Genomic DNA, 23,447 nt, shown 5'->3' with positions numbered 1-23,447 from the left:
GTTTTGGCGTTGTAAAACTCTGGAACGTGTCCAAAGAACGGGGAGTGGGATCTTCCATGGCCATCATCGAGACCGAGGCGACGCTGCACGAGGCGCACCGGGACAACCACACGCACCGGGACGTGAACGGCGGCTGGCTGCGTCCCGCGGTGTTCGGTGCGATGGACGGCCTCGTCTCCAACCTCGCCCTGATGACCGGTGTCGCCGGCGGGGCGGCCGGCCAGCACACCGTCGTCCTCAGCGGGCTCGCGGGCCTGGCCGCCGGCGCCTTCTCCATGGCCGCCGGCGAGTACACCTCCGTCGCCTCGCAGCGTGAACTCGTCGAGGCCGAGCTGGACGTGGAGCGGCGCCAGCTGCGCAAGCACCCCGCGGACGAGGAGGCCGAGCTCGCCGCGCTCTACGAGTCGAGGGGCGTCGAGCCGGGGCTGGCCCGCGAGGTCGCGCGGCAGCTGTCGAAGGATCCCGAGCAGGCGCTGGAGATCCACGCCCGCGAGGAGCTCGGCATCGACCCGGCCGACCTGCCCTCGCCGACCGTGGCCGCGGTGTCGAGCTTCGGGTCCTTCGCGCTGGGTGCGCTGATACCCGTCCTGCCCTATCTGCTGGGAGCGAGCAGCATGTGGCCCGCGGTGCTGCTGGCGCTGCTGGGGCTCTTCCTGTGCGGTGCGCTGGTCGCCAGGGTGACGGCACGCACCTGGTGGTACAGCGGGCTGCGGCAGCTGTTCCTGGGAGGCGCGGCGGCCGGTGTGACGTACGCCCTGGGCACCTTGTTCGGAACGGCCGTAGGATAGCGCGGCTCGGACTTATGCAAGGGGCCGCATAGGTAGCCGTTACTCGCTGGTTTCGAGTGTGCAATCACCGGGCATGAGCCGTAAGCGCTGCGGGCAATGACGCTCGCCGCGCACCCCGGCGGGTCGGGCGAAGGCGCCTGTCCCGCTCCCCGGGCCGACGGAAACCGATCCGACCGATCGCTTCGTGCGGCCCCTCCATAGCTTCCACTGCTGGCGCGGAACCCCCGCCGCGCACCCGCGGTGTCCGCATGCTGGAACGGATTATCCCGGTTCCCGAGAACCGCTCCATCATGTAACCTGCACGAAATTTTGCGATCACGCGAGGGCCAACGTCGTCCCTCGGCACTTGCAGATGCCACATGACGACGACGGGAGAGCCGATGCGTACGCCGCGCCAGCCGTCCCAGCATTCCGCGAATGGCCAGAACTGGTCGTTCATGGATGCTCGCCCTGCTGCGCAGGGTATGTACGACCCCCGCAACGAGCACGACGCCTGCGGCGTCGGCTTCGTCGCCACCCTCACCGGCGAGGCGTCCCACACCCTGGTGGAACAGGCTCTGACCGTTCTGCGCAACCTCGAACACCGCGGCGCCACCGGCTCGGAGCCCGACTCCGGTGACGGCGCCGGCATCCTCTCGCAGGTCCCGGACGCCTTCTTCCGCGACGTGGCCGGATTCGAACTGCCCGACGCGGGTTCCTACGCCGTCGGTATCGCCTTCCTCCCGGAGGACGCCACCGCCGACGCCGTCTCGCAGATCGAGACGATCGCCGCCGACGAGGGCCTGACCGTCCTCGGCTGGCGCGAGGTGCCGGTCGCCCCCCAGCTGCTGGGTGCCACCGCCCGGTCGACCATGCCGGTCTTCCGCCAGATCTTCGTCGCCGACGGCTCCGCTGTGCCCTCGACGGGTATCGCCCTCGACCGCAAGGCCTTCGTGCTGCGCAAGCGCGCCGAGCGCGAGGCCGGCGTGTACTTCCCGTCGCTGTCCGCGCGGACCATCGTCTACAAGGGCATGCTGACCACCGGCCAGCTGGAGCCCTTCTTCCCGGACCTGTCCGACCGCCGCTTCGCCTCCGCGATCGCGCTCGTGCACTCCCGGTTCTCGACGAACACGTTCCCCTCGTGGCCGCTGGCCCACCCCTACCGCTTCGTGGCGCACAACGGTGAGATCAACACCGTCAAGGGCAACCGCAACTGGATGGTCGCGCGCGAGTCGCAGCTCGTCTCGGACCTGTTCGGCTCGGACGACAAGGCCATCGACCGGATCTTCCCGGTCTGCACGCCGGACGCCTCCGACTCCGCCTCCTTCGACGAGGTCCTCGAACTCCTGCACCTGGGCGGCCGTTCCCTGCCCCACTCCGTGCTGATGATGATCCCGGAGGCGTGGGAGAACCACGACTCCATGGACCCGGCCCGGCGCGCCTTCTACCAGTTCCACTCCACGATGATGGAGCCCTGGGACGGCCCGGCCTGCGTCACCTTCACCGACGGCACCCAGGTCGGCGCGGTCCTCGACCGCAACGGCCTGCGCCCCGGCCGCTACTGGGTCACCGACGACGGCCTCGTCGTCCTCGGCTCCGAGGTCGGCGTCCTGGACATCGACCCCTCCAAGGTCGTCCGCAAGGGCCGCCTCCAGCCCGGCCGCATGTTCCTCGTCGACACCGCCGAGCACCGCATCATCGAGGACGACGAGATCAAGGCCGATCTCGCCGCCGAGAACCCCTACGCGGAGTGGCTGGAGGCCGGCGAGATCGAGCTGGAGGACCTGCCCGAGCGCGAGCACATCGTGCACACGCACGCCTCGGTCACCCGCCGCCAGCAGACCTTCGGCTACACCGAGGAAGAACTGCGCGTCATCCTCGCGCCGATGGCCAAGGCCGGTGCCGAGCCGATCGGCTCGATGGGCACCGACTCGCCGATCGCCGCGCTGTCGGACCGCCCGCGCCTGCTCTTCGACTACTTCACCCAGCTGTTCGCGCAGGTCACCAACCCGCCGCTGGACGCCATCCGTGAGGAACTGGTCACCTCCCTGCGCTCCTCGCTGGGCCCGCAGGGCAACCTGCTCGACCCGAGCGCGGCCTCCTGCCGCAGCGTCCTGCTGCCCTTTCCGGTGATCGACAACGACGAGCTGGCCAAGCTCATCCACATCAACGCCGACGGCGACATGCCGGGCTTCAAGGCCGCGACGCTGTCCGGCCTGTACCGGGTGCACGGCGGCGGTGACACGCTGGCCGCCCGCATCGAGGAGATCTGCGCCGAGGCCGACGCCGCCATCGACAACGGCGCCCGCCTGATCGTCCTGTCGGACCGCCACTCGGACGCCGAGCACGCGCCGATCCCGTCGCTGCTGCTCACCGCGGCCGTCCACCACCACCTCATCCGCACCAAGCAGCGCACCCAGGTGGGCCTGCTGGTCGAGGCCGGTGACGTCCGCGAGGTCCACCACGTCGCCCTGCTCATCGGCTACGGCGCCGCCGCCGTCAACCCGTACCTGGCGATGGAGTCCGTCGAGGACCTCGTCCGCGCAGGGACGTTCCTCCCCGGCATCGAGCCCGAGAAGGCCATCCGCAACCTGATCTACGCCCTCGGCAAGGGCGTGCTGAAGGTCATGTCCAAGATGGGCATCTCCACCGTCGCCTCCTACCGCGGCGCCCAGGTCTTCGAGGCCGTCGGTCTCGACGAGGCCTTCGTGGAGAAGTACTTCAACGGCACGGCCACCAAGATCGGCGGTGTCGGCATCGACGTCGTCGCCAAGGAGGTCGCCGCCCGCCACGCCAAGGCCTACCCGGCCTCCGGCATCGCCCCGGCGCACCGCGCGCTGGAGATAGGCGGCGAGTACCAGTGGCGCCGTGAGGGCGAGCCGCACCTGTTCGACCCGGAGACGGTCTTCCGCCTCCAGCACTCCACCCGTGCCGGCAAGTACGACATCTTCAAGAAGTACACCGAGCGCGTGAACGAGCAGTCCGAGCGGCTGATGACGCTGCGCGGCCTGTTCGGCTTCACGTCGGACCGGCAGCCGATCTCCATCGACGAGGTCGAGCCGGTCTCCGAGATCGTCAAGCGTTTCTCGACGGGCGCCATGTCGTACGGCTCCATCTCCCAGGAGGCGCACGAGACCCTCGCCATCGCCATGAACCAGCTGGGCGGCAAGTCCAACACCGGTGAGGGCGGCGAGGACCCGGAGCGCCTGTACGACCCGGCCCGCCGGTCGTCCATCAAGCAGGTCGCCTCCGGCCGCTTCGGTGTGACCTCCGAGTACCTGGTCAACTCCGACGACATCCAGATCAAGATGGCCCAGGGCGCCAAGCCCGGCGAGGGCGGCCAGCTGCCCGGCCACAAGGTCTACCCGTGGGTCGCCAAGACGCGTCACTCGACCCCGGGTGTCGGTCTCATCTCGCCGCCGCCGCACCACGACATCTACTCCATCGAGGACCTGGCCCAGCTGATCCACGACCTGAAGAACGCGAACCCGCAGGCGCGGATTCACGTGAAGCTGGTCTCCGAGGTCGGCGTCGGCACGGTCGCAGCGGGTGTGTCCAAGGCGCACGCGGACGTCGTCCTCATCTCCGGCCACGACGGCGGCACGGGCGCCTCGCCGCTGACGTCGCTGAAGCACGCCGGCGGTCCCTGGGAGCTCGGCCTCGCCGAGACCCAGCAGACGCTGCTGCTCAACGGTCTGCGCGACCGCATCGTCGTGCAGACCGACGGCCAGCTGAAGACCGGCCGTGACGTCGTCATCGCCGCGCTGCTCGGCGCCGAGGAGTTCGGTTTCGCGACCGCGCCGCTCGTCGTCTCCGGCTGCGTCATGATGCGCGTCTGCCACCTCGACACCTGCCCGGTCGGCATCGCCACGCAGAACCCGGTCCTGCGCGAGCGCTACTCCGGCAAGGCCGAGTACGTCGTGAACTTCTTCCAGTTCATCGCCGAAGAGGTCCGCGAGATCCTGGCCGAGCTGGGCTTCCGCTCCATCGAGGAGGCCGTCGGCCACGCCGAGGCCCTCGACGTCACGCGGGCCGTCGACCACTGGAAGGCCCAGGGCCTCAACCTGGAGCCGCTGTTCCACGTGCCCGAGCTGCCCGAGGGCTCGGTGCGCCACCAGGTCATCGCGCAGGACCACGGCCTGGAGAAGGCGCTCGACAACGAGCTGATCAAGCTGGCCGCCGACGCGCTCGCCGCGTCCGGCGCCACCGACGCCCAGCCGGTGCGCGCCCAGGTGCAGATCCGCAACATCAACCGCACGGTCGGCACCATGCTCGGCCACGAGGTGACGAAGAAGTTCGGTGGCGCGGGCCTGCCCGACGACACCATCGACATCACCTTCACCGGTTCCGCCGGCCAGTCCTTCGGCGCCTTCGTCCCGCGCGGTGTCACGCTGCGCCTGGAGGGCGACGCCAACGACTACGTCGGCAAGGGCCTCTCGGGCGGCCGGATCGTCGTCCGCCCGGACCGCGCGGCCGACCACCTCGCCGAGTACAGCGTCATCGCCGGCAACACCATCGGCTACGGCGCCACCGGCGGCGAGATGTTCCTGCGCGGCAAGACCGGTGAGCGGTTCTGCGTCCGCAACTCCGGCGCGACGGTCGTCTCCGAGGGCGTGGGCGACCACGGCTGCGAGTACATGACCGGCGGCCACGCGGTGGTGCTCGGCGAGACGGGCCGCAACTTCGCGGCCGGCATGTCCGGCGGTATCGCCTACGTGATCGACCTGGACCCCGACAACGTCAACGTCGGCAACCTGGACGCCGTCGAGCCGCTCGACGACGCCGACAAGCAGTGGCTGCACGACGTGGTCCGCCGCCACCAGGAGGAGACGGGTTCGACCGTCGCCGAGAAGCTCCTGGCCGAATGGGACACCGCCGTGGAGCGCTTCAGCAGGATCATCCCCAGCACGTACAAGGCAGTGCTCGCCGCCAAGGAAGCCGCCGAGCGAGCCGGTCTCTCCGAGACCGAGACCCACGAGAAGATGATGGAGGCGGCGATCAATGGCTGACCCGAAGGGCTTCCTGAACCACGGGCGCGAACTCGCCAGGTCCCGCCCCGTCGAGGAGCGCGTCCGGGACTGGAACGAGGTCTACGTCCCCGGCTCCCTGCTGCCGATCATCAGCAAGCAGGCCAGCCGCTGCATGGACTGCGGCATCCCGTTCTGCCACAACGGCTGCCCGCTCGGGAACCTGATCCCCGAGTGGAACGACTACGCCTACCGCGAGGACTGGGCGGCGGCTTCGGAGCGTCTGCACGCGACGAACAACTTCCCGGAGTTCACGGGCCGCCTGTGCCCCGCTCCCTGTGAGTCGGCGTGCGTGCTCGGCATCAACCAGCCGCCGGTCACCATCAAGAACGTCGAGGTCTCGATCATCGACAAGGCGTGGGAGACCGGGGACGTCGCCCCGCAGATCCCGGAGCGCCTGTCCGGCAAGACCGTCGCGGTCGTCGGCTCCGGCCCGGCGGGTCTCGCCGCCGCCCAGCAGCTGACCCGGGCCGGCCACACGGTCGCCGTCTACGAGCGCGCGGACCGCATCGGAGGCCTCCTCCGCTACGGCATCCCCGAGTTCAAGATGGAGAAGCGGCACATCAACCGCCGTATCGAGCAGATGCGCGCGGAGGGCACCCGCTTCCGCACGGGCATCGAGATCGGCCGCGACCTCAAGGCCACGGACCTGAAGAAGCGCTACGACGCGGTCGTCCTGGCCGTCGGCGCCACCACCGCCCGTGACCTGCCGGTGCCCGGGCGCGAGCTCAAGGGCATCTACCAGGCCATGGAGTACCTGCCGCTGGCCAACAAGGTCCAGGAGGGCGACTACGTCACCACTCCGATCTCGGCCGAGGGCAAGCACGTCGTGGTCATCGGCGGCGGCGACACCGGCGCGGACTGCGTCGGCACCGCCCACCGCCAGGGCGCGGCCTCCGTCACGCAGCTGGAGATCATGCCCCGCCCGGGTGAGGAGCGGAACGAGGCCTCCCAGCCCTGGCCGACCTTCCCGATGCTGTACAAGGTCACCTCGGCGCACGAGGAGGGCGGCGAGCGGGTCTACTCCGTCTCGACGACCCACTTCGAGGGCGACGAGGACGGCAACGTCCAGTGGCTGCACCTCACCGAGGTGGAGTTCGTCGACGGCAAGCTGACCCAGAAGCCGGGCACGGAGCGCAAGATCCCCGCGCAGCTGGTCACCCTCGCCATGGGCTTCACCGGCACCGACCGGGACAACGGCCTGGTCGAGCAGTTCGGCCTGGAACTCGACGAGCGCGGCAACATCGCCCGCGACGCCGACTTCCGGACCAACGTGCCGGGCGTGTTCGTCGCCGGTGACGCCGGCCGCGGCCAGTCGCTCATCGTCTGGGCCATCGCCGAGGGCCGCTCGGCGGCACGCGGGGTGGACCGTGCCCTCACCGGCGCGAGCGAGCTGCCGGCGCCGATCCGTCCGACGGACCGCGCGCTGATGGTCTGACAGGACCTCACCAGACGTCCCGCACAACGGGGTGCGGAACACAGACGGCGCCTGCCCAACAGTCCCCGACCGGACGACCGGGCAGGCGCTGTCGCACGTCCTCAGCCGCTGCCGCTGCCGCTGCCCTTGCCGTGCTCGTCCGGCCACACCTGGATGTGGTCCTCCTCCAGCTCCAGCAGCACCCGGTCCGCCATGCCCAGCGCCGCCGTGTACTCGGCCGGCAGCTGGAGGCGGCCCGCCCGGTCGAGCATCGCGTACTCCCGGGCCACCAGGGACTCCAGGCCCGCCTCGTCGACCTCCGTGCGGCGCAGCACCTCCGTCGAGGTGCGGCCGTCGCGGATCGCGACCGTGCGGCGGACCTCACCGGCGACCGCCTGGTCGTGCGTGACGATGACGATCGTCGTGCCCAGCTCCTCGTTGGCCCGGCGGAACGCCGCGAAGACCTGCTGCCCGGTCGCCGAGTCCAGCTCGCCGGTCGGCTCGTCGGCGAGCAGGACGGCGGGGGCGTTGGCGAGGGCGACGGCGATCGCGACGCGCTGCTGCTGACCGCCGGACATCGCCTGCGGACGCCGGTCCCGGCAGTCGGCGACGCCCAGCAGGGACAGCAGCTCCTCCGCCCGTCCGGCCCGCTTCCGCCGGGATACGCCCGCCAGTTGCAGGGGCAGGTCGACGTTCTGAGCGGCCGTCAGGTACGGCAGCAGGTTGCGTGCCGTCTGCTGCCAGACGAAACCCACCACCTCACGCCGGTACCGCAACCGCGCCTTCGCGTCCATCGCCAGCAGATCTCGGCCCGCGACCTTCGCGGCGCCCGCGGTCGGGACGTCCAGGCCCGCGAGGATGTTCATCAACGTCGACTTGCCACTGCCGGACGCTCCCACCAGGGCCATCAACTCGCCCTCCCGCACCAGGAGATCGAGTCCCTGGAGGGCCTGCACCTCCATCGCGTCCCCGCCGCCGCGCCGGGCGAAGATCCGCACCAGCCGGTCGCAGGCGATCAGGGCGTCGTGCCCGTACTCCGGCCGGTCGCGGCGCCGCACCACCCGACGCTCCAGTTCCTCCAGCGACTCCGTCGTACCGCTCATCGCATGTCTCCTGCCCTGAGGTGGCTGATCGGTGTCCGGCGCCCCGCCCACCAGGCCTGCGCGACGGCCACCGCCCCCGCCAGCAGCATCGCGCCCGCGGCCGGCAGGGCCAGCGACCACAGGTCGGTCCGCAGCACGGCATCCGGCGGCGTGACGCCGGAGGCGTCCGCCAGGGCGAGCCGGTCCAGGTCGATGCCCGGCGCGAGCAGCCCCACGGTCGCCCAGCCGACGGCCATGCCCCCGCCCGCGGCGAGCAGCGTCTGGGGCAGCGCCTCCAGGCTCAGCAGGCGCCGCCCCTGGCGGGTCGTCATACCGAGGGTGCGCAGCCGGGCCAGCAGCGCGGCCCGCTCCGGCGCGGACCGCACCAGGCCGAGGACCAGGGCGAGCACGGCATAGCCCGCGCCCGCGGCGACGGCCCAGAGGTAGATCCGTTCGGCACCGGCCTGCAACGGCGCGTCGGACAGCGCCGCCCGTGCCTCGCTCCGCAGGCTCACCGAGAGGCCGGACCCGGCGCCGCGCACGGCCGCCCGGAGTGCCTTCGTGTCGAGCCCCGCACCGGCCGCCAGCAGCATCGAAGGGCCGGCCGAACCCTTCAGTCCCGCCGCGTCGACGAGGAGGAACTCGCCCTCGGGGACGGCCGGTGTGCGCGGGCGCACCGCGGTGATCCGCACCGTGAGAGGTCCGGCGTCGGTCACGATCCGGTGCGGTGCCCGCCCGAGCCGTTCGGCGACCTCCGGGGAGGCGACCGCGTCCAGCACCCCGTCCCGCATCCGCAGCCGGCCGGCGTCGAAGCCGCCGAGTCCCATCCGCCCGGCCAGCTCCCCGTACGACTCCGGCTCGACCCCGGCCACGGTCAGCGAACGCGCCTCGTCGGACGCGCCCTCCGAGGCGAACTCGACGCCCACGGCCGTCACCTGACGCACTCCCGCCACATCCCCCACCGACCGCGCCAGCCCCGCCGGGAGCGCGGAGCCGTCGGCGGTGGCGATCAGCGCGTCCGCGCCCGTCTCCAGCAGCGCGGCCCGGTCCCGGGCGTCCGCCACGCCCGCCAGCACGGACCCCCCGAACGCGGCCGTGGTCAGGGCCGTCAGCAGGGCGAGCAGCGGCAGCGTGGCGACCGCCGCCGGGGAGCGGCCCGCGCGGGCCAGCGACAGGAACCCCACCACCCCGCGCAGCCGCCCGGCCGGTCCCGCGGCCCACCGCAGGGGCAGCGGATACAGCCGGACCAGGACCAGCGCCGCCACCAGGGCGACCAGCACCGGGGCGGCGCTCACCAGCAGATCACCGTCCCCGGCCGGGCCGCGGCGGCGCAGCGTCAGCACCGAGCCGGCGGCCAGCACCAGCAGGGTCAGTTCGACGACCGTGCGACGCCCGCCGGGCCTGGCCCGGGCCAGGTCGTCACGCCCCTGGTGCGCCCGCGGCCTGCGATGCGCCACCGCCGCGCGCACCGGCAGCGCGACGCAGGCGAGCAGCGCCACGGCACCCGCCCCGAGCACGGCGGGCAGCAGCCGGGCCTCGTCCACGACGAGCACGGCGAGCAGCCAACCGCACGCCGCCGCGGGCACCGCCGGCACCGCGTTCTCGGCCAGCAGCCGCCCGGCGATGCCGCGCAGGGAGCCGCCCCTGGCCCGCAGCAGGGCGAGTTCACCCTCGCGGCGGGCGGCGGCCAGGCCACCGCTCATCAGCAGCACGACGAAGGCGACCGCGGTGATCCCGAAGGCCGCCACGGCGACCACCGGCGCGACGGCGTCACGCGTCTGCGCGTAGGCGCCCACGACCTGCTCCAAGCCGGTGGACAGCTGCGCCGTCGGGCCGGCGACGGCGCGCATCCGCACCAGGGCGGGCCCGTCCTCCAGGGACGCGATCCGCTCGGTCAGTGCCGAGGTGTCCGCCCCGGTCAGCCGCCCGGTCGCGGGCGCGAACCGCCAGTACCGCTCCGGCTCTCCCTGCCCGCCGAGCAGGGCCGGGGCGGCACCCGGCGCCAGCAGGACGCCCGCCTCCCAGTAGAACTGGGGCGGACGGCCGCCGTCGCTCGCCATGGCCGGTGTCCGCAGGACCGGTTCCGCGGACCAGTAGCTCCGCTCCGGATGCCGGGGCTGGAGGACGCCGGTGACGCGGACGGTCAGGGGTCCGTCCGTGAAGCCGTCCAGCGTGAGCGTGGAGCCGGCCCGCAGCCGCAGCGTGCGGGCCGTCTCGGTGGTCACGGCTCCTTCCACCACCCGGGTGTCCACGCTCACCGAAGCGTCGGCGGTGGGCAGCCGGCCCTCCCGCACGGTCGCGTGGCCGGCCGCCCCCGACTGCGCGAGCAGGGTGAAGCGGGGCAGCAGCCCGTCGGGCCGGGGCAGCCATTCGTCCAGTGCCTGGAGGCTCTTGCCGGTGCGCACCCCGTACGCCGACTCGGCCGGGTCCACCCGCAGCGGCTCGGGCAGCAGCGCCCGCGCCCGGTCGTCAACCGCCGCGAGCGCCTCCGGCCGGACCTCGTCGGCCCGGGCCTCCTCCGGGCGGTTGAGACCGGGCTGCTCCGTCTTCAGCTCCAGCACGGTCGACCCGGGGGCGGCGGTCGCGACGGCCTCGCGCAGCCCGTCCGTCTCGTACGCCTCGACGGCCCGGGGCAGGACGGCCGCGAGGAACGCCGTGACCAGCACCAGCACACCGAAGACGACGGCGGGCCAGGGGGCGGCCCGCAGCCGGGTCCGTACCCAGGAGGCTCCCTGTGCGTTCGGCGGCATCTCAGTCCTCCCCCTGGTGGCGGAGCGCGACGGCCGGCTCGGCACGGCGCAGCGCCGACGCGACGGTGATCAGCAGCAGCGGGGCGGCCACCCCCGCGAGGAGCAGCGCCACCTGAGGCACCGGCAGTTCGACGAGGACCGGCGGGAGAGGCCGTGCGGCACCGGAGGTCAGCACGATCAGCGGGACGACGGCCCGGGTCAGGACCGTGCCGAGGCCGAGCCCGGCGAGCAGACCGGCACCGATGAGCAAGCTCTGCTCCGTCGCGACCAGCCGGGCGAGATCCCGGCGGGGCGTGCCCAGGGCGCGCAGCACCGCGAACTCCGCGGACCGCTCCCGCCGCGCCCCGGCGGCACTCACCGCGAACCCTCCGGCGGCGAGGGCCGCGGCGGCCACCGCCACCGCCGTCAGCGCCGAACGCGGTCCCGCGCCGAGCGGATCCCGCAGCAGCTCGGCGGCGGTCTCGTCCCGCACCAGCACCTGCCCGGGTTCGAGGTCGGGGCGCGCCCTGAGCGCCGCGGCGACCTCGGCCTCCTTGCCCGGGGCGGTGCTCACCCACCACTCGGTGGGGGTGAGCGGTGTACTGGCCCGCTGCGCCAGCACGGCATCCACGGCCCGCAGATCGAGCAGCAGCGCCCCGCCGGACAGGCTCTCCCCGGCCAGGTCGGCGGCGGCGGTCGGCAGCTCCCGGACCGACCGCACGATCCGCACCCGCAGCTGTTCCCCGGACAGCGGTACGTCGATGGTGTCGCCGGTCCGGGCTCCCGCCGCTCGCAGGAAGTCCCGGCTCGCGACGGCGGACAGGCTGCGCGGCACCTCGGCGCCGGCGGTGTCGACGCGGACCGTGTACACCGGCTGGGCGCCGTAGCCGTCGCCGCGGTCGGCACCGGTGCCGTACGACACGGCCAGCGGCGCGCTCCCCGACGCGCCGGGCCGGGTGGCCGCACGGGAGACGACCTCGCCGTTCTGCGTCACGACCCGGCTGCCCTGCCAGCGCGTCCCGGCAGCGATGTCGACGGTCCGCGCGGAGCCGTCGCCGCCGGTGGCGAGCAGCCGCTCGACGGTGAACCGGTGCCGCTCGGCACGCCCCGCGGGGGAGGTGTCGTCGAGCTGCAACCCGGTCAGCCGCAACGGCCCGGCCGGGGCCGCCCGACGGCCCGCCGCGGTTGCGTCCAGGTCGAGCGCCACCCGGTGGACCCGGCCGTCCACCGGGACGGTGCCGCCGCCCAGCCGGTACGCGATGCCGTACCGGTCCTCCACGACCACCGTGATCAGCGGTGCGCGATCGGAGGGAGAACGCTTCGTCCGGGCCCGCTCGTCGGCGATCCGCACGTCGAGGGCGATCCGCCGCGTGCCGTCCGGGAGCCGAACGGGCCGGTCCCCGTCCTGCGCCGGCGGCGCCAGGGCCCGCAGCAGCCGCGCCGGTGGCTCCTCGGCGAGGTCGCCGCGCATGAGCATCCCGTCCCGGGCACGTGCCGTGTCCAGGGCGAGGACCGTCGCCCGGCGGTCCCCGGAGAGGCTCAGGGCGGCGCGGTGCGCGGGAGCGGCGCTCACGGTGCCGGGCAGCGAGGCGTACAGACCCGTCTGCCCGGGGCTGCCCGGCCGGTAGTCGAGCACCCGTACGGAGGCGCCCGTCCGGAAGTCGGCCTGGTCCTCCTGCGACCGGTCCCAGGACGCGCCGTGCCCGATCGCCAGCATGCCCGTCGCCACCGCGATGACCAGCAGCAGCACCGGCCCCGCCCCGCGCAGCGGACGCCGGCTGAACTGCCAGCCCGCCAGCGCCGCCGGCAGCCCACGCCCGCTCGCCGACCGCCGCTCGGCGAGCCGGGCCACGAACGGCAGCAGACGCAGCGTCAGGACCGTGCCCGCCAGCAGCGCCAGCGCGGGCGCCGCCACCAGCAGCGGATCGATGCCCAGCTCCCCGGCCCGGTCCCGGCTGAGCACGCCGCCGGTCGCGTCGGTCTGCCGGTCCAGCTGCCAGTACGCCACACCCGCGATCAGCAGCAGCCCCACATCGGCTCCGGCCCGCACGGGCGCGGCCGACGTCGCGGCCCGGACCCGCCGCAGCCGTACCGCACTTCCCGCCGTCGCCGCCAGCGCGGGCGCCACCACCGCCACCGCGCAGGCCGCCGCCACCCCGCCCGCGACGAGCCACACCCGGCCCGCCGGGGCGGTGTCGAGCCGCAGCCCGATCCGGTCGAGCGAGGACCACCGGGCGAGCAGCCGGGCCAGCGGGCCGGACAGCAGCGCGGCGCAGACGGCGGCGGGGACCGCCAGCAGCAGCGCCTCCAGCGCGGCGAGCCCGGCGATCCGGCCGCGCGATCCGCCCCGGGCCCGCAGCAGCTCGGTCTCACCCGCCCGTTCGCTGCCCAGCAGCCGGGCCACCAGCAGCAGCGCGTACCCGGCGAGCAGCACCAGCTGCACCGAGACGATCATCAGCGTCGACCGGGACACCAGCAGGCCCCGCTCGGTCCGGTCGAGCACCTCGGGCAGCCCCGTGCGCACGTCCGCGTCGCCCCCGAGCGCCGGGTCGTCGCGCAGCGCCCCGGCCGCGCGGACCGCCGCCGAGCGGAGCGCGCCGATGCCGTCGGTCGTCAGGGGGCCGAAGCCGGCCGTCGCCACCCAGCCGGTGGCGTCCTCGGAGGCGCGGCCGGAGGCGAACACCGACCCGTGCGTCAGCAGCGGCCCGTACGTGGTGAAGGCGACCGTGCGGATACCCCGGCCGCCGAGGGTGTCGGCCTGCCAGTAGGGATCGGAACTGTCGGCCGCCCGGTACACACCGGTCACCCGGACCCGGAGCGGGTCGCCGCCCAGCCGGTCGGTGAGCGTGACCCGCGCTCCGGGCCGCAACTCCAGCCGGTCGGCGGCCGCCTCGGGCAGGGCCACCGGCACGGCGGCCGTGCGGGAGGCCGGGGCCGGGCCCGGCAGGGTGCCCGCAAGCAGCCTGATCCGTGATGCGTCGAGGGCGGCGAGGTGCGTCAGGTCGGGCTCCCCGGCGCGGGCCTCGGCGCTCTGCAGGGACCGGGGCAGCGCGTACGGCCCGGACCGCTCCAGCCTCCGCACGGTCACCGGCAGCCCGCTGAAGGCGTCCCGCGCCCCGCGCACCACCGCCCGCTGCGCCGCGTCCCGTCGCTCCCGGGGCACGTCCGCCTCGACCACGAGGGAGGCGGAGGCCGCGGCCCGGCCGCCCAGGGCGCCGCGCAGCGCGGCGTTCCCGACGGAGCCGGAGTACGCCGTCAGGGCGGCGAGCACCGAGGTGGTCAGCAGGACGGCGAGCAGGGCGGCCGTGAGCAGCAGCCGGTGCGCGCGCAGGCGCAGCAGCAGTAAGCCCGTCACTCTTCCCCCACCCGATGCGCGAACCGCAGATCCCCAACCCGGAATGCATATCACGGAGTTCAGCACCCGGGACATGAGTTCGAACGCGGGCCGTCCCGCTCTTGACCATGGGGACCGGTTCCGTATGGGATGCGGTGATGACCGAGAACACCAGTCCGGGAACCGGCGCCGCCCTCGCCGACGACGCGTCCGGCGGGCCGATGCTGCGAGTGGAGGACCTGCACCACTCCTACGGCACCGGGGCCGCCGCCGTGCACGCGCTGCGCGGCGCCTCCTTCACCGTCCGCAGCGGGGAACTGGTCGCTCTCAAAGGCCGGTCGGGCTCCGGCAAGTCGACGCTGCTCCATCTGATCGGCGGCCTCGACACCCCGCAGAGCGGCCGGGTCGTCATCGGCGGCACCGACCTGTCGGCGCTCGGCGAGAGCGAGCTGCTGGAACTGCGCCGCGACCGGATCGGCTTCGTCTTCCAGTCCTTCGGGCTCATCCCCATCCTCACCGCCGCCGAGAACGTGGGCGTGCCGCTGCGGCTGCGCCGGGCCGAGCCGCGCGAACGCGAGGAGCGGGTGGCGCTGCTGCTGGCCCTGGTGGGACTCGCCGGCCATGAGGCACAGCGGCCCGCCGAGCTGTCCGGCGGACAGCAGCAGCGGGTCGCCATCGCCCGGGCCCTCGCCAACCGGCCCGCCCTGCTGCTCGCCGACGAGCCGACCGGCCAGCTCGACGCCGCCACCGGCCTGGCGGTGATGGAGCTGCTGCGGGCCGTGGTCCGCAGCGAGCGCGTCACGGCCCTCGTCGCCACCCACGACCCCCAACTCCTCGGCCTGGCCGACCGGGTGCTGGAGCTGAGCGACGGGGTGGTCGTCGAGGGGTGAGAGGATGCGGCCCATGGTCGCGATCAGTCTGAGCAAGGTCCAGGAGACCGCTCCCGCGCTGGTGAACCTCTACAAGAGCGCCGGGGTGTCCCTCGCGAAGCACGGGCTGGACGGGCTGCGGGCCGCGGTCTACCTCGTGGTCGACTACTCCGGCTCGATGAAGCCGTACTACAAGGACGGCAGCGTGCAGGCGCTGGCCGACCGGGTGCTCGGGCTGTCCGCTCACCTGGACGACGACGGCACGGTGCCGGTCGTGTTCTTCTCCACCGATGTCGACGCCGAGACCGAGATCGCCCTGGCCGGCCACCAGGGGCGGATCGAGCGGATCGTGGCCGGCCTCGGCCACATGGGGAAGACCGCCTACCACCTGGCCATGGACGCCGTGATCGACCACTACCTCGACAGCGGGACGGCCGAGCCCGCCCTGGTCGTGTTCCAGACCGACGGCGGGCCGATCAACAAACTCGCCGCGGAGCGGTACCTGTGCAAGGCCGCCAGGCTGCCGCTGTTCTGGCAGTTCATCGGGTTCGGGGACCCGGGCAGCAAGCAGTTCGACTTCCTGCGCAAGCTCGACGAGCTGGCCGTACCGGGCAAGCGACCCGTCGACAACGCCGGGTTCTTCCACGCGGGTCAGGACCCCCGGAAGGTCTCGGACGCCGAGCTGTACGACCGGCTGGTCGGCGAGTTCCCGAAGTGGCTCGTGGCCGCACGGGCCCAGGGGATCGTCCGGGACCCCGCCGGCCGCTGACCGGCCGCTCGCCCCCTTGGCCCAACCGCCCCGCCCCTTGGCCCACGCCCCGCTTGCACGGTCGCGATGCCGTGCCACGCTGGGAAGGATCCTCGGGGAGGCGACGACGCATGGGCGACGACGGCGCACGACGGGTGTACGGGACGGACTCCGCCCACCGGAGGCCGCCCGCGGGCAAGGGCGAGCAGCTCGCCGACTGGGCGGACGGGCGGCTCGGCCTGTACGCCCTGGCCAAGGCCAACATGCGCAAGGTCTTTCCGGACCACTGGTCGTTCATGCTGGGCGAGGTCACCCTCTACAGCTTCGTCGTGCTGATCCTCACCGGCGTCTACCTCACCCTGTTCTTCGAGCCCAGCATGCAGGAGGTCGTCTACAACGGCTCCTACACGGAGCTCAACGGCGTCCTGATGAGCAGGGCGTTCGAGTCCACGCTGGACATCAGCTTCGACGTGCGCGGCGGGCTGCTGATCCGGCAGATCCACCACTGGGCGGCGCTGGTCTTCATCACGGGCATGCTGGTGCACATGATGCGGGTGTTCTTCACGGGCGCCTTCCGCAAGCCGCGCGAACTGAACTGGGTGTTCGGCTGGACCCTGCTGATGCTCGGCATCATCACGGGCCTGACCGGCTACTCCCTCCCCGACGACCTGCTGTCCGGCACCGGCATCCGCTTCGCGCAGGGCGCGATCCTGTCCATCCCGATCGTCGGGACGTACCTGTCGTTCTTCCTGTTCGGCGGGGAGTTCCCGGGCGAGGACATCATCTCGCGGCTGTACCCCGTCCACATCCTGCTGCTGCCGGGGATCATGGTGGGCCTGGTGACCGCCCATCTGATCCTGGTCTTCTACCACAAACACACCCAGTTCCCGGGCCCCGGACGCAAGGAGCGGTCGGTCGTCGGCATGCCCTTCCTGCCGGTCTACATGGCCAAGGCCGGCGGCTTCTTCTTCCTCGTCTTCGGCGTCCTGACGGTGATGGGCGCCATCGCCCAGATCAACCCCGTGTGGGCCTTCGGCCCCTACCGCCCCGACCTGGTCACCACCGGCGCCCAGCCCGACTGGTACCTCGGCTTCTCCGAGGGCCTGATCCGGGTGATGCCGGGATGGGAGATCAACCTCTGGGGACACACCCTCGTCCTCGGCGTGTTCATCCCCTTCTCCCTCTTCCCCCTGATCCTGCTCGCCCTCGGCGTCTACCCCTTCATCGAGGCGTGGATCACCGGCGACAAACGCGAGCACCACATCCTCGACCGGCCGCGCAACGCACCCGTGCGCACCGGCCTCGGCGTGGCCTGGCTGACCCTGTACGCGGTGCTGCTGATCGGCGGTGGCAACGACATCGTCGCCACCCATCTGCACCTGTCCATCAACGTGATCACCTGGTTCGTGCGGATCGGCGTGTTCGTGCTGCCGGTCGCCGCGTTCATCGTCACGAAGAAGATCTGCATGGGCCTCCAGCGCCGCGACCGCGCCAAAGTCCTGCACGGCCGGGAGACCGGCACCATCAAACGGCTGCCGACCGGCGAGTACATCGAGGTGCACGAGCCCCTCGCCCAGGCCGAGCGGTTCACCCTCACCCAGCACGAGCAGAACCCGCCCTACGAGGTCGGGCGCGAGGTCGACGCAGGGGGCGTCCGCCGCAAGGTCACCCGCCGCGAGCGGCTGCGCGCCCGCCTCGCCAGGACCATGTTCGGCCCCGACGCGCGGATCGAGAAGCCGACGGTGGAGGAGTACCGGGAGATCACCAGCGGCGACCACCAGCACTGACGACCGGGCCCCCGCGCGTGAACTCCCACCCGGCGCGCCCTACGTGTCGCACTCCAGCACGCTCCGGCACAGCGCGCACCGGGCCCGGACCCGGCCCCGAACCGGCACCCTGATCCGCTGGTGGCACGTGGGGCAGGGGAACGACACCCGCAAACGCCCGCCCCCGTCAGGGGAGAACGCGTACCGCACCCCCGGCTGCGGCGGCTCCGACGACCCGTGCCGCCGGTCCCGGGCGTACCGCCGGCGCCCCGCCCACCCCGCCGCCGTCAGCGGCGGCTGCCGCTCGTCGAGGCGGGCCAGCTCCATCCCCTTCACGTACGCCGTGTACGCCTGCGCACTGGTGAACCACACCGACGGGTCCTCGCCGAAGGCCAGCGCCCGCTTGGCCAGCACGTACCCGAACTCCTCCGGCGTGAGATACCCCAGCTTCTGCGACGACGCCCCGTCCTCCCGGAACGCGTCCAGCAGCAGCCACCCCGCCCCCAGATACGTCGTCGCCGTGTCCGTGAGGATCTCGTTGTCCCGCACGCCCGGGAAGGACAGGTCCAGCCGATGCAGGTACACATGCATCACCTCGTGCGCGAGGGCCGCCCCGATGTCCCGCCGATGCGTACGGAACCGGTCGTTCAGCTCCACGAAGTACTCCGGCCCCGCCGCCAGCTCCACGCTCGCCGCGTGCCGCATCTCCCGGAAACTCACGACCAGCCGGGCATCCGGAAGCCGGTAGTGCCGCACCAGCTCGTGCGCAACCCGCTGCGCCCCCAGATACAGGTCGTCGGTGTCGCAGAACGCCACGTCGACGGGGAGCACGCTGGTCTCGAACGTCCGGACGGTGTCGTACGACAGCCGCTTGTACAGCGCCGTGATGGCGGCCCGCACCGTCTCCAGGTGCGGGTAACCGTGCTCTACCGGCCCGTCGCTCGCCACGCCTCACCCCCAAGGACGCCCCGGAACCCGGTTCCACTGTACGAGGACACACCCCCGCGCGGACGGGCGCGCGAACGGCGAAAACCGGTCGTCACCCCCCGGCACCTCCGACAGAATCCGGGCCGTGACCAGCGAACAGCACACCGTCGCCGCCTCGCTCCGGGTGGGCGGCCAGGACGACGACCTCGAAAAGCGGCTCGACGAGGAGCTGACCGCCTTCAACACCGCCGCCGCCGACGGCGCCGTCACCGAACCCCTCTCCGTCCGCGTCACCGACGACACCGGCGACCTGGTCGGCGGGCTCACCGCATGGACCTGGGGCACCCTGTGCTCCGTGGACATGGTGTGGATCCGCGAGGACCAGCGCCACTGCGGCTGGGGAAGCCGGCTGATGCGCGCGGCGGAGGCCGAGGCGGCCCGGCGCGGCTGCACCGACATGATCGTCTCCACGTACAGCTTCCAGGCACCCCGCTTCTACCCGACGCTCGGCTTCCGGGAACGCGCCCGCATCCAGGGTGTCCCCGGTGGCCACGAGGACGTCTAGTTCCACAAGCGACTCTCACCTCCGAAGGATGAGACGGCCGGCGGCCACCCCGCGTGATCCCCGTAGGCTGACGCCCCATGACCACCAGCAACACCGGTTCCCCCGACGTCGACCCCGCCGTCCGCGAAGAGCTCGCCCGGCTGCGCGACAGCATCGACAACATCGACGCGGCCGTCGTCCACATGCTCGCCGAGCGCTTCAAGGCCACCCAGCAGGTCGGCCACCTCAAGGCCCGCCACCAGCTGCCCCCCGCCGATCCGGCCCGCGAGGCCCGCCAGATCGCCCGGCTGCGCGCACTCGCCGAGAACGCCAAGCTCGACCCGGCCTTCGCCGAGAAGTTCCTCAACTTCATCGTCGCCGAGGTCATCCGCCACCACGAGCGCATCGCGGACGAAGCGCTCGGCGGCACCACCACCGGCGCCAACTGACCTCGCGCACGCCCCGGGGGAGTGACACGAGGGCCCGCTCGCGACATGCTGCGCTGTGCACAGCATGTCAGCTGACGAGCACACCCCGTCAGCGTCCCGGACTTACTCTGGTCCTCCACGAGGGAGGGGCGTCGGGCCATGCCGTCGGATACCAGGATCCTCATCGTCGACGACCACGAGGACACGCTGTACGCGCTGGAGAGCGCCCTGGCCCCGCTGGGCTACCAGCTCGGCCGGGCCACCAGCGGCGACGAGGCACTGAAACAGGTCCTCCGCGGCCAGGTCGGCCTGCTGCTGCTCGACGTGCGCATGCCCGGCGTCAGCGGACTCGAGGTCGTGCGCTACATGCGGCGCGTGGAACAGACCCAGCACATCCCCGTCATCCTGCTCACCGGCTTCGGCGCCGACCACGAACTGACCACCACCGCCTTCGGGCTCGGGGTCGCCGACCTCGTCATGAAACCCGTCGACCCCTGGGCCCTGCGCACCAAGGTCCGCTACCTCTACGACGCCCACCGGCGCCATCTCGCCCTCGAACGCGAGGTGCACCACCTTCGCGCCCTCCTCACGGAGCACACCGGGACCGCCGCACACCCCCGCCCCGGCCTGCCGCACCCCGACGCACGCGTACCCACCCAACGGCCCGCGGGGGCGCACGCCGGGGAACTCGAAAAGGACCGCACCTAGAGCGGACATCGGTCACGTACCGATCCGCCTCTGTGCCTTGCCGACGCCATCAGGCAGCATGTCACGCATGTCCGTACTGACGCGCGACGAAGCGCAGACCCGAGCAGAGCTCCTCGACGTCCACCGCTACACCATCGACCTCGACCTGACCGGCGGAGACGAAACCTTCGACTCCCACACCCTGATCAGGTTCGCTGCCCGCGTGGACGGCACCACCTTCGTCGAGCTCAAGCCCGCCGAGCTGCGCTCCGTCACCCTCGACGGACACCCCCTGGACCCCGAAGCCCTGGACGGCAACCGGCTCGCCCTGCCCCACCTCACCGCCGGCGAGCACGAACTGCGCGTGGACGCCCGGATGCGCTACTCCCGCACCGGCGAGGGCATGCACCGCTTCACCGACCCCACCGACGGCGAGACCTACGTCTACACCCAGCTGTTCATGGACGACGTCCAGCGCGTCTTCGCCGCCTTCGACCAGCCCGACCTGAAGGCCGTCTTCGAACTGTCCGTGAAAGCCCCGCAGAACTGGACCGTCCTCGCCAACGGCATCACCGAACAGACCGACGGCGTATGGACCGCGGCCCCCACACCGCTCATCTCCACCTACCTCGTCGCCGTCGCCGCCGGCCCCTGGCACTCCGTGCGCACCGAACACCGCGGCCTGCCCTTCGGCCTGCACTGCCGCCGCTCCCTCGCCCCCTACCTCGACGCCGACGCCGACGAACTCCTCGACGTCACCCGCGCCTGCTACGACCGCTACCACGAGAAGTTCGACGAGCCCTACCCGTTCGACTCCTACGACCAGGCCTTCGTCCCCGAGTTCAACGCCGGCGCCATGGAGAACCCGGGCCTGGTCACCTTCCGCGACGAGTTCGTCTACCGCTCCGCCGTCACCGACACCGAACGCCAGACCCGCGCCATGGTCATCGCCCACGAGATGGCCCACATGTGGTTCGGCGACCTCGTCACCCTCAAGTGGTGGGACGACATCTGGCTGAACGAGTCCTTCGCCGAGTACATGGGCTACCAGACCCTCACCGAAGCCACTCGATTCACCGACACCTGGACCGACTTCGGCGTCACCCGCAAGTCCTGGGGCTACGACGCCGACCAGCGCCCCTCCACCCACCCGGTCGCCCCCGAGGCCGTCGACGACACCGCCTCCGCACTGCTCAACTTCGACGGCATCTCCTACGCCAAGGGCGCCAGCGCACTGCGGCAACTGGTCGCCTGGCTCGGCGAGAAGGACTTCCTCGCCGGCATCAACACCCACTTCGCCCGGCACAAGTTCGCCAACGCCACCCTCGCCGACTTCATCGACAACCTCGCGAGCGCCACCGACCGCGACGTCCACGCCTGGGCCGACGCCTGGCTGCGCACCACCGGCGTCGACACCCTCAACCCCCGGATCACCCCCGGCGAGCACGGCACCTGCGCCCTCACCGTCGACCGCACCGGCAGCCGCCCGCACCGCATCGCCGCCGGCCTCTACGACCGCGACCTCGGCGACGACGGCGGACAGCTCGTCCTGCGCGAAAGCCTCCACCTGGACCTCCCGCAGACCGACGCCCACCCCATCGGCAAGCGCCCCGCCCTGCTCCTCCTCAACGACGGCGACCTCACCTACGCCAAGGTCCGCTTCGACCCCGAGTCCTTCGAAACCGTCCGCAAGGACCTGTCCGGCCTGCCCCGGCCGCTCACCCGCGCGGTCGTCTGGAACGCCCTGCGGGACGCCGTCCGCGACGGCGAACTCGCCCCCGGCGCCTACCTGGAGACCGCCCGCGCCCACCTCCCGCTGGAGACGGACCTCGCCATCGTCCAAGGCGTCCTCGCCTTCGCCTCCGCCTACATCGCCGACCGCTACCTCACCCCCGACGAGCGGCCCGCCGCCCTCGCCACCCTCTCCGAACTGTGCCGCGACCTCATCCGCCGCACCGAGGACGGCGACAACCCCGGCCTGCGCCTGATCGCCGTACGCCACCGCATCGACGTGGCCGCCCACCCCGACACCATCGCCGCCTGGCTCGCCGACGGCACCGTCCCCGGCGGCCCGGAACTCGACCCCGAGCTGCGCTGGCGGGTCCTCGCCCGGCTCGCCGTCCTCGGCGCGACCGACGAGGCCGCCATCGCCGCCGAACTGGAACGCGACCCCAGCGCCACCGGCCAGGAGGGCGCCGCCCGCTGCCGCGCCGCCCTGCCCGACCCGGAGGCCAAGGCCCGCGCCTGGGAGGCCATGTTCGGCTCCGACGACCTGTCCAACTACCTCTTCACGGCCACCGCCCGCGGCTTCTGGCAGCCCGAACAGGCCGACCTGGTACGCGAGTACGTATCGCGCTACTACCCCGAGGCGGTCGCCGTCGCCGACCGCCGGGGCCCCGCCATGGCGGAGGCGGCGGGCCGCTGGGCCTTCCCCGCGCACGCCGTCGACGCGGACAACCTCCACCTCGGCGAGACCTGCCTGCACGACGGCACTCCGACCCCCGCGCTGCGCCGCAAACTCGTCGACCAGCTCGACGACTTGAAGCGGGCGCTCCGGGTCCAGGGAGCCCGGCAGTCCTGACGGCGGTCACAGGGCGGCCGCCCTGCCGTCGGTGCAGCGTTCCGGTCGCCTCCCGATGGGGTGCCGCGACCGCGACCGCGCCACGGCCCGGGGGCCATATGGTCGGCTTCGAGAAGCGCCCCCCTGGCCGGGGGCGGCCCGGTCCAGCTCGGGGCGGTCACTCCGCCACGAGGCCGCGGCCCGGGCCCGAGGGCGGTCATATCGCCGGTTCCGAGAACCGACCCTCGTGCTGCGCCGCGACTCGTCGATGAGGTGGACGAGTTGATGGAGGTGCTGCGGATGCCAGAGGCCCGGGAGGCCTGACGGCTTGCCCGGGGGCGGGGAGCGGCCCCCGCCGCACGGCCGGGACGCCCCTCCGCTGTCCCAGCGTCTCGGTCGTCCCTCCCGCCCCGGGGCCGCGACCGAGCCCGGGTCCGGGGGCCGTGGGGGGGGGGGTGTTGTGGCCCGCCCCCCCCCCCCCCGGCCCGCCCCCGGGCCGGCCCGGCAAAAGCCCCCCCGCCTGGGGGGGGGCCTTGGCGCCCGGGGGGCCCGGCGCCCCGCG

General features: G+C 72.8%; 14 protein-coding genes. 10 read left to right on the top strand and 4 right to left on the bottom strand.

The window, feature by feature from the left end:
- Positions 1–56: 56 nt before the first annotated feature.
- The 3 genes from AB0E85_RS33270 to AB0E85_RS33260 all read left to right on the top strand — a co-directional run bounded on the left by AB0E85_RS33270 (position 57) and on the right by AB0E85_RS33260 (position 7,232).
- Complete coding sequence (locus AB0E85_RS33270; RefSeq protein WP_361935227.1) at positions 57–788, top strand: VIT1/CCC1 transporter family protein; 732 nt, start codon at positions 57–59, stop codon at positions 786–788.
- Between the two features lie 380 nt (positions 789–1,168).
- Positions 1,169–5,776 carry a glutamate synthase large subunit gene (gltB, locus tag AB0E85_RS33265; RefSeq protein WP_361935276.1) on the top strand — a complete coding sequence of 1,536 codons (4,608 nt, stop codon included), beginning with the start codon at positions 1,169–1,171 and terminating at the stop codon, positions 5,774–5,776.
- Positions 5,769–7,232 carry a glutamate synthase subunit beta gene (locus AB0E85_RS33260; protein ID WP_361935224.1) on the top strand — a complete coding sequence of 488 codons (1,464 nt, stop codon included), beginning with the start codon at positions 5,769–5,771 and terminating at the stop codon, positions 7,230–7,232. The genes gltB and AB0E85_RS33260 overlap by 8 nt, the downstream gene beginning before the upstream one ends.
- Positions 7,233–7,333: 101 nt before the next feature.
- Here AB0E85_RS33260 and AB0E85_RS33255 read toward each other — a convergent pair whose 3' ends face one another.
- The 3 genes from AB0E85_RS33255 to AB0E85_RS33245 are packed head-to-tail and all read right to left on the bottom strand — an operon-like array spanning position 7,334 to position 14,377.
- Positions 7,334–8,314: an ABC transporter ATP-binding protein gene (locus AB0E85_RS33255; RefSeq protein WP_361935221.1), complete on the bottom strand. Its 981-nt coding sequence runs from the start codon at positions 8,312–8,314 to the stop codon at positions 7,334–7,336.
- Positions 8,311–11,043, bottom strand: a complete 2,733-nt coding sequence (locus AB0E85_RS33250) for an ABC transporter permease (protein ID WP_361935218.1) — start codon at positions 11,041–11,043, stop codon at positions 8,311–8,313. Before AB0E85_RS33250 ends, AB0E85_RS33255 begins: the two co-directional genes overlap by 4 nt.
- Position 11,044: 1 nt before the next feature.
- Positions 11,045–14,377 (bottom strand): FtsX-like permease family protein, encoded by a 3,333-nt coding sequence (locus AB0E85_RS33245; RefSeq protein ID WP_361935215.1) that lies wholly within the window; start codon positions 14,375–14,377, stop codon positions 11,045–11,047.
- 137 nt (positions 14,378–14,514) lie between these two features.
- Here AB0E85_RS33245 and AB0E85_RS33240 point away from each other — a divergent pair, with 137 nt between their 5' ends.
- The 3 genes from AB0E85_RS33240 to AB0E85_RS33230 all read left to right on the top strand — a co-directional run bounded on the left by AB0E85_RS33240 (position 14,515) and on the right by AB0E85_RS33230 (position 17,760).
- Positions 14,515–15,246, top strand: coding sequence for an ABC transporter ATP-binding protein (locus AB0E85_RS33240; RefSeq protein ID WP_361935212.1), 732 nt, complete (start codon positions 14,515–14,517; stop codon positions 15,244–15,246).
- A gap of 13 nt (positions 15,247–15,259) precedes the next feature.
- Positions 15,260–15,994, top strand: coding sequence for a VWA domain-containing protein (locus AB0E85_RS33235; protein WP_361935209.1), 735 nt, complete (start codon positions 15,260–15,262; stop codon positions 15,992–15,994).
- A gap of 110 nt (positions 15,995–16,104) precedes the next feature.
- Positions 16,105–17,760 carry a cytochrome bc complex cytochrome b subunit gene (locus AB0E85_RS33230; protein WP_361935206.1) on the top strand — a complete coding sequence of 552 codons (1,656 nt, stop codon included), beginning with the start codon at positions 16,105–16,107 and terminating at the stop codon, positions 17,758–17,760.
- A gap of 39 nt (positions 17,761–17,799) precedes the next feature.
- Here AB0E85_RS33230 and AB0E85_RS33225 read toward each other — a convergent pair whose 3' ends face one another.
- Complete coding sequence (locus AB0E85_RS33225) at positions 17,800–18,687, bottom strand: hypothetical protein (RefSeq protein WP_361935203.1); 888 nt, start codon at positions 18,685–18,687, stop codon at positions 17,800–17,802.
- A gap of 124 nt (positions 18,688–18,811) precedes the next feature.
- Between AB0E85_RS33225 and AB0E85_RS33220 the strand changes: the two genes are divergently transcribed.
- The 4 genes from AB0E85_RS33220 to pepN all read left to right on the top strand — a co-directional run bounded on the left by AB0E85_RS33220 (position 18,812) and on the right by pepN (position 22,906).
- The gene (locus AB0E85_RS33220) at positions 18,812–19,231 is read left to right on the top strand and encodes a GNAT family N-acetyltransferase (protein WP_361935200.1); all 420 of its coding nucleotides are present in this window, start codon (positions 18,812–18,814) and stop codon (positions 19,229–19,231) included.
- A 77-nt stretch (positions 19,232–19,308) separates the two neighbouring features.
- On the top strand, positions 19,309–19,659 hold the full coding sequence (locus tag AB0E85_RS33215) for a chorismate mutase (RefSeq protein ID WP_361935197.1): 351 nt from the start codon (positions 19,309–19,311) through the stop codon (positions 19,657–19,659).
- A gap of 138 nt (positions 19,660–19,797) precedes the next feature.
- Positions 19,798–20,346: a response regulator gene (locus AB0E85_RS33210; RefSeq protein ID WP_361935194.1), complete on the top strand. Its 549-nt coding sequence runs from the start codon at positions 19,798–19,800 to the stop codon at positions 20,344–20,346.
- A 67-nt stretch (positions 20,347–20,413) separates the two neighbouring features.
- Positions 20,414–22,906, top strand: coding sequence for an aminopeptidase N (pepN, locus tag AB0E85_RS33205; RefSeq protein WP_361935191.1), 2,493 nt, complete (start codon positions 20,414–20,416; stop codon positions 22,904–22,906).
- The last annotated feature ends 541 nt before the right edge of the window (positions 22,907–23,447 follow it).

This window comes from Streptomyces sp. NPDC029044 (assembly GCF_040637495.1).
Taxonomy (GTDB): domain Bacteria; phylum Actinomycetota; class Actinomycetes; order Streptomycetales; family Streptomycetaceae; genus Streptomyces.
Note: the sequence above shows the minus strand (reverse complement) of the source record. Positions and strands in the feature narration are given on the sequence as shown.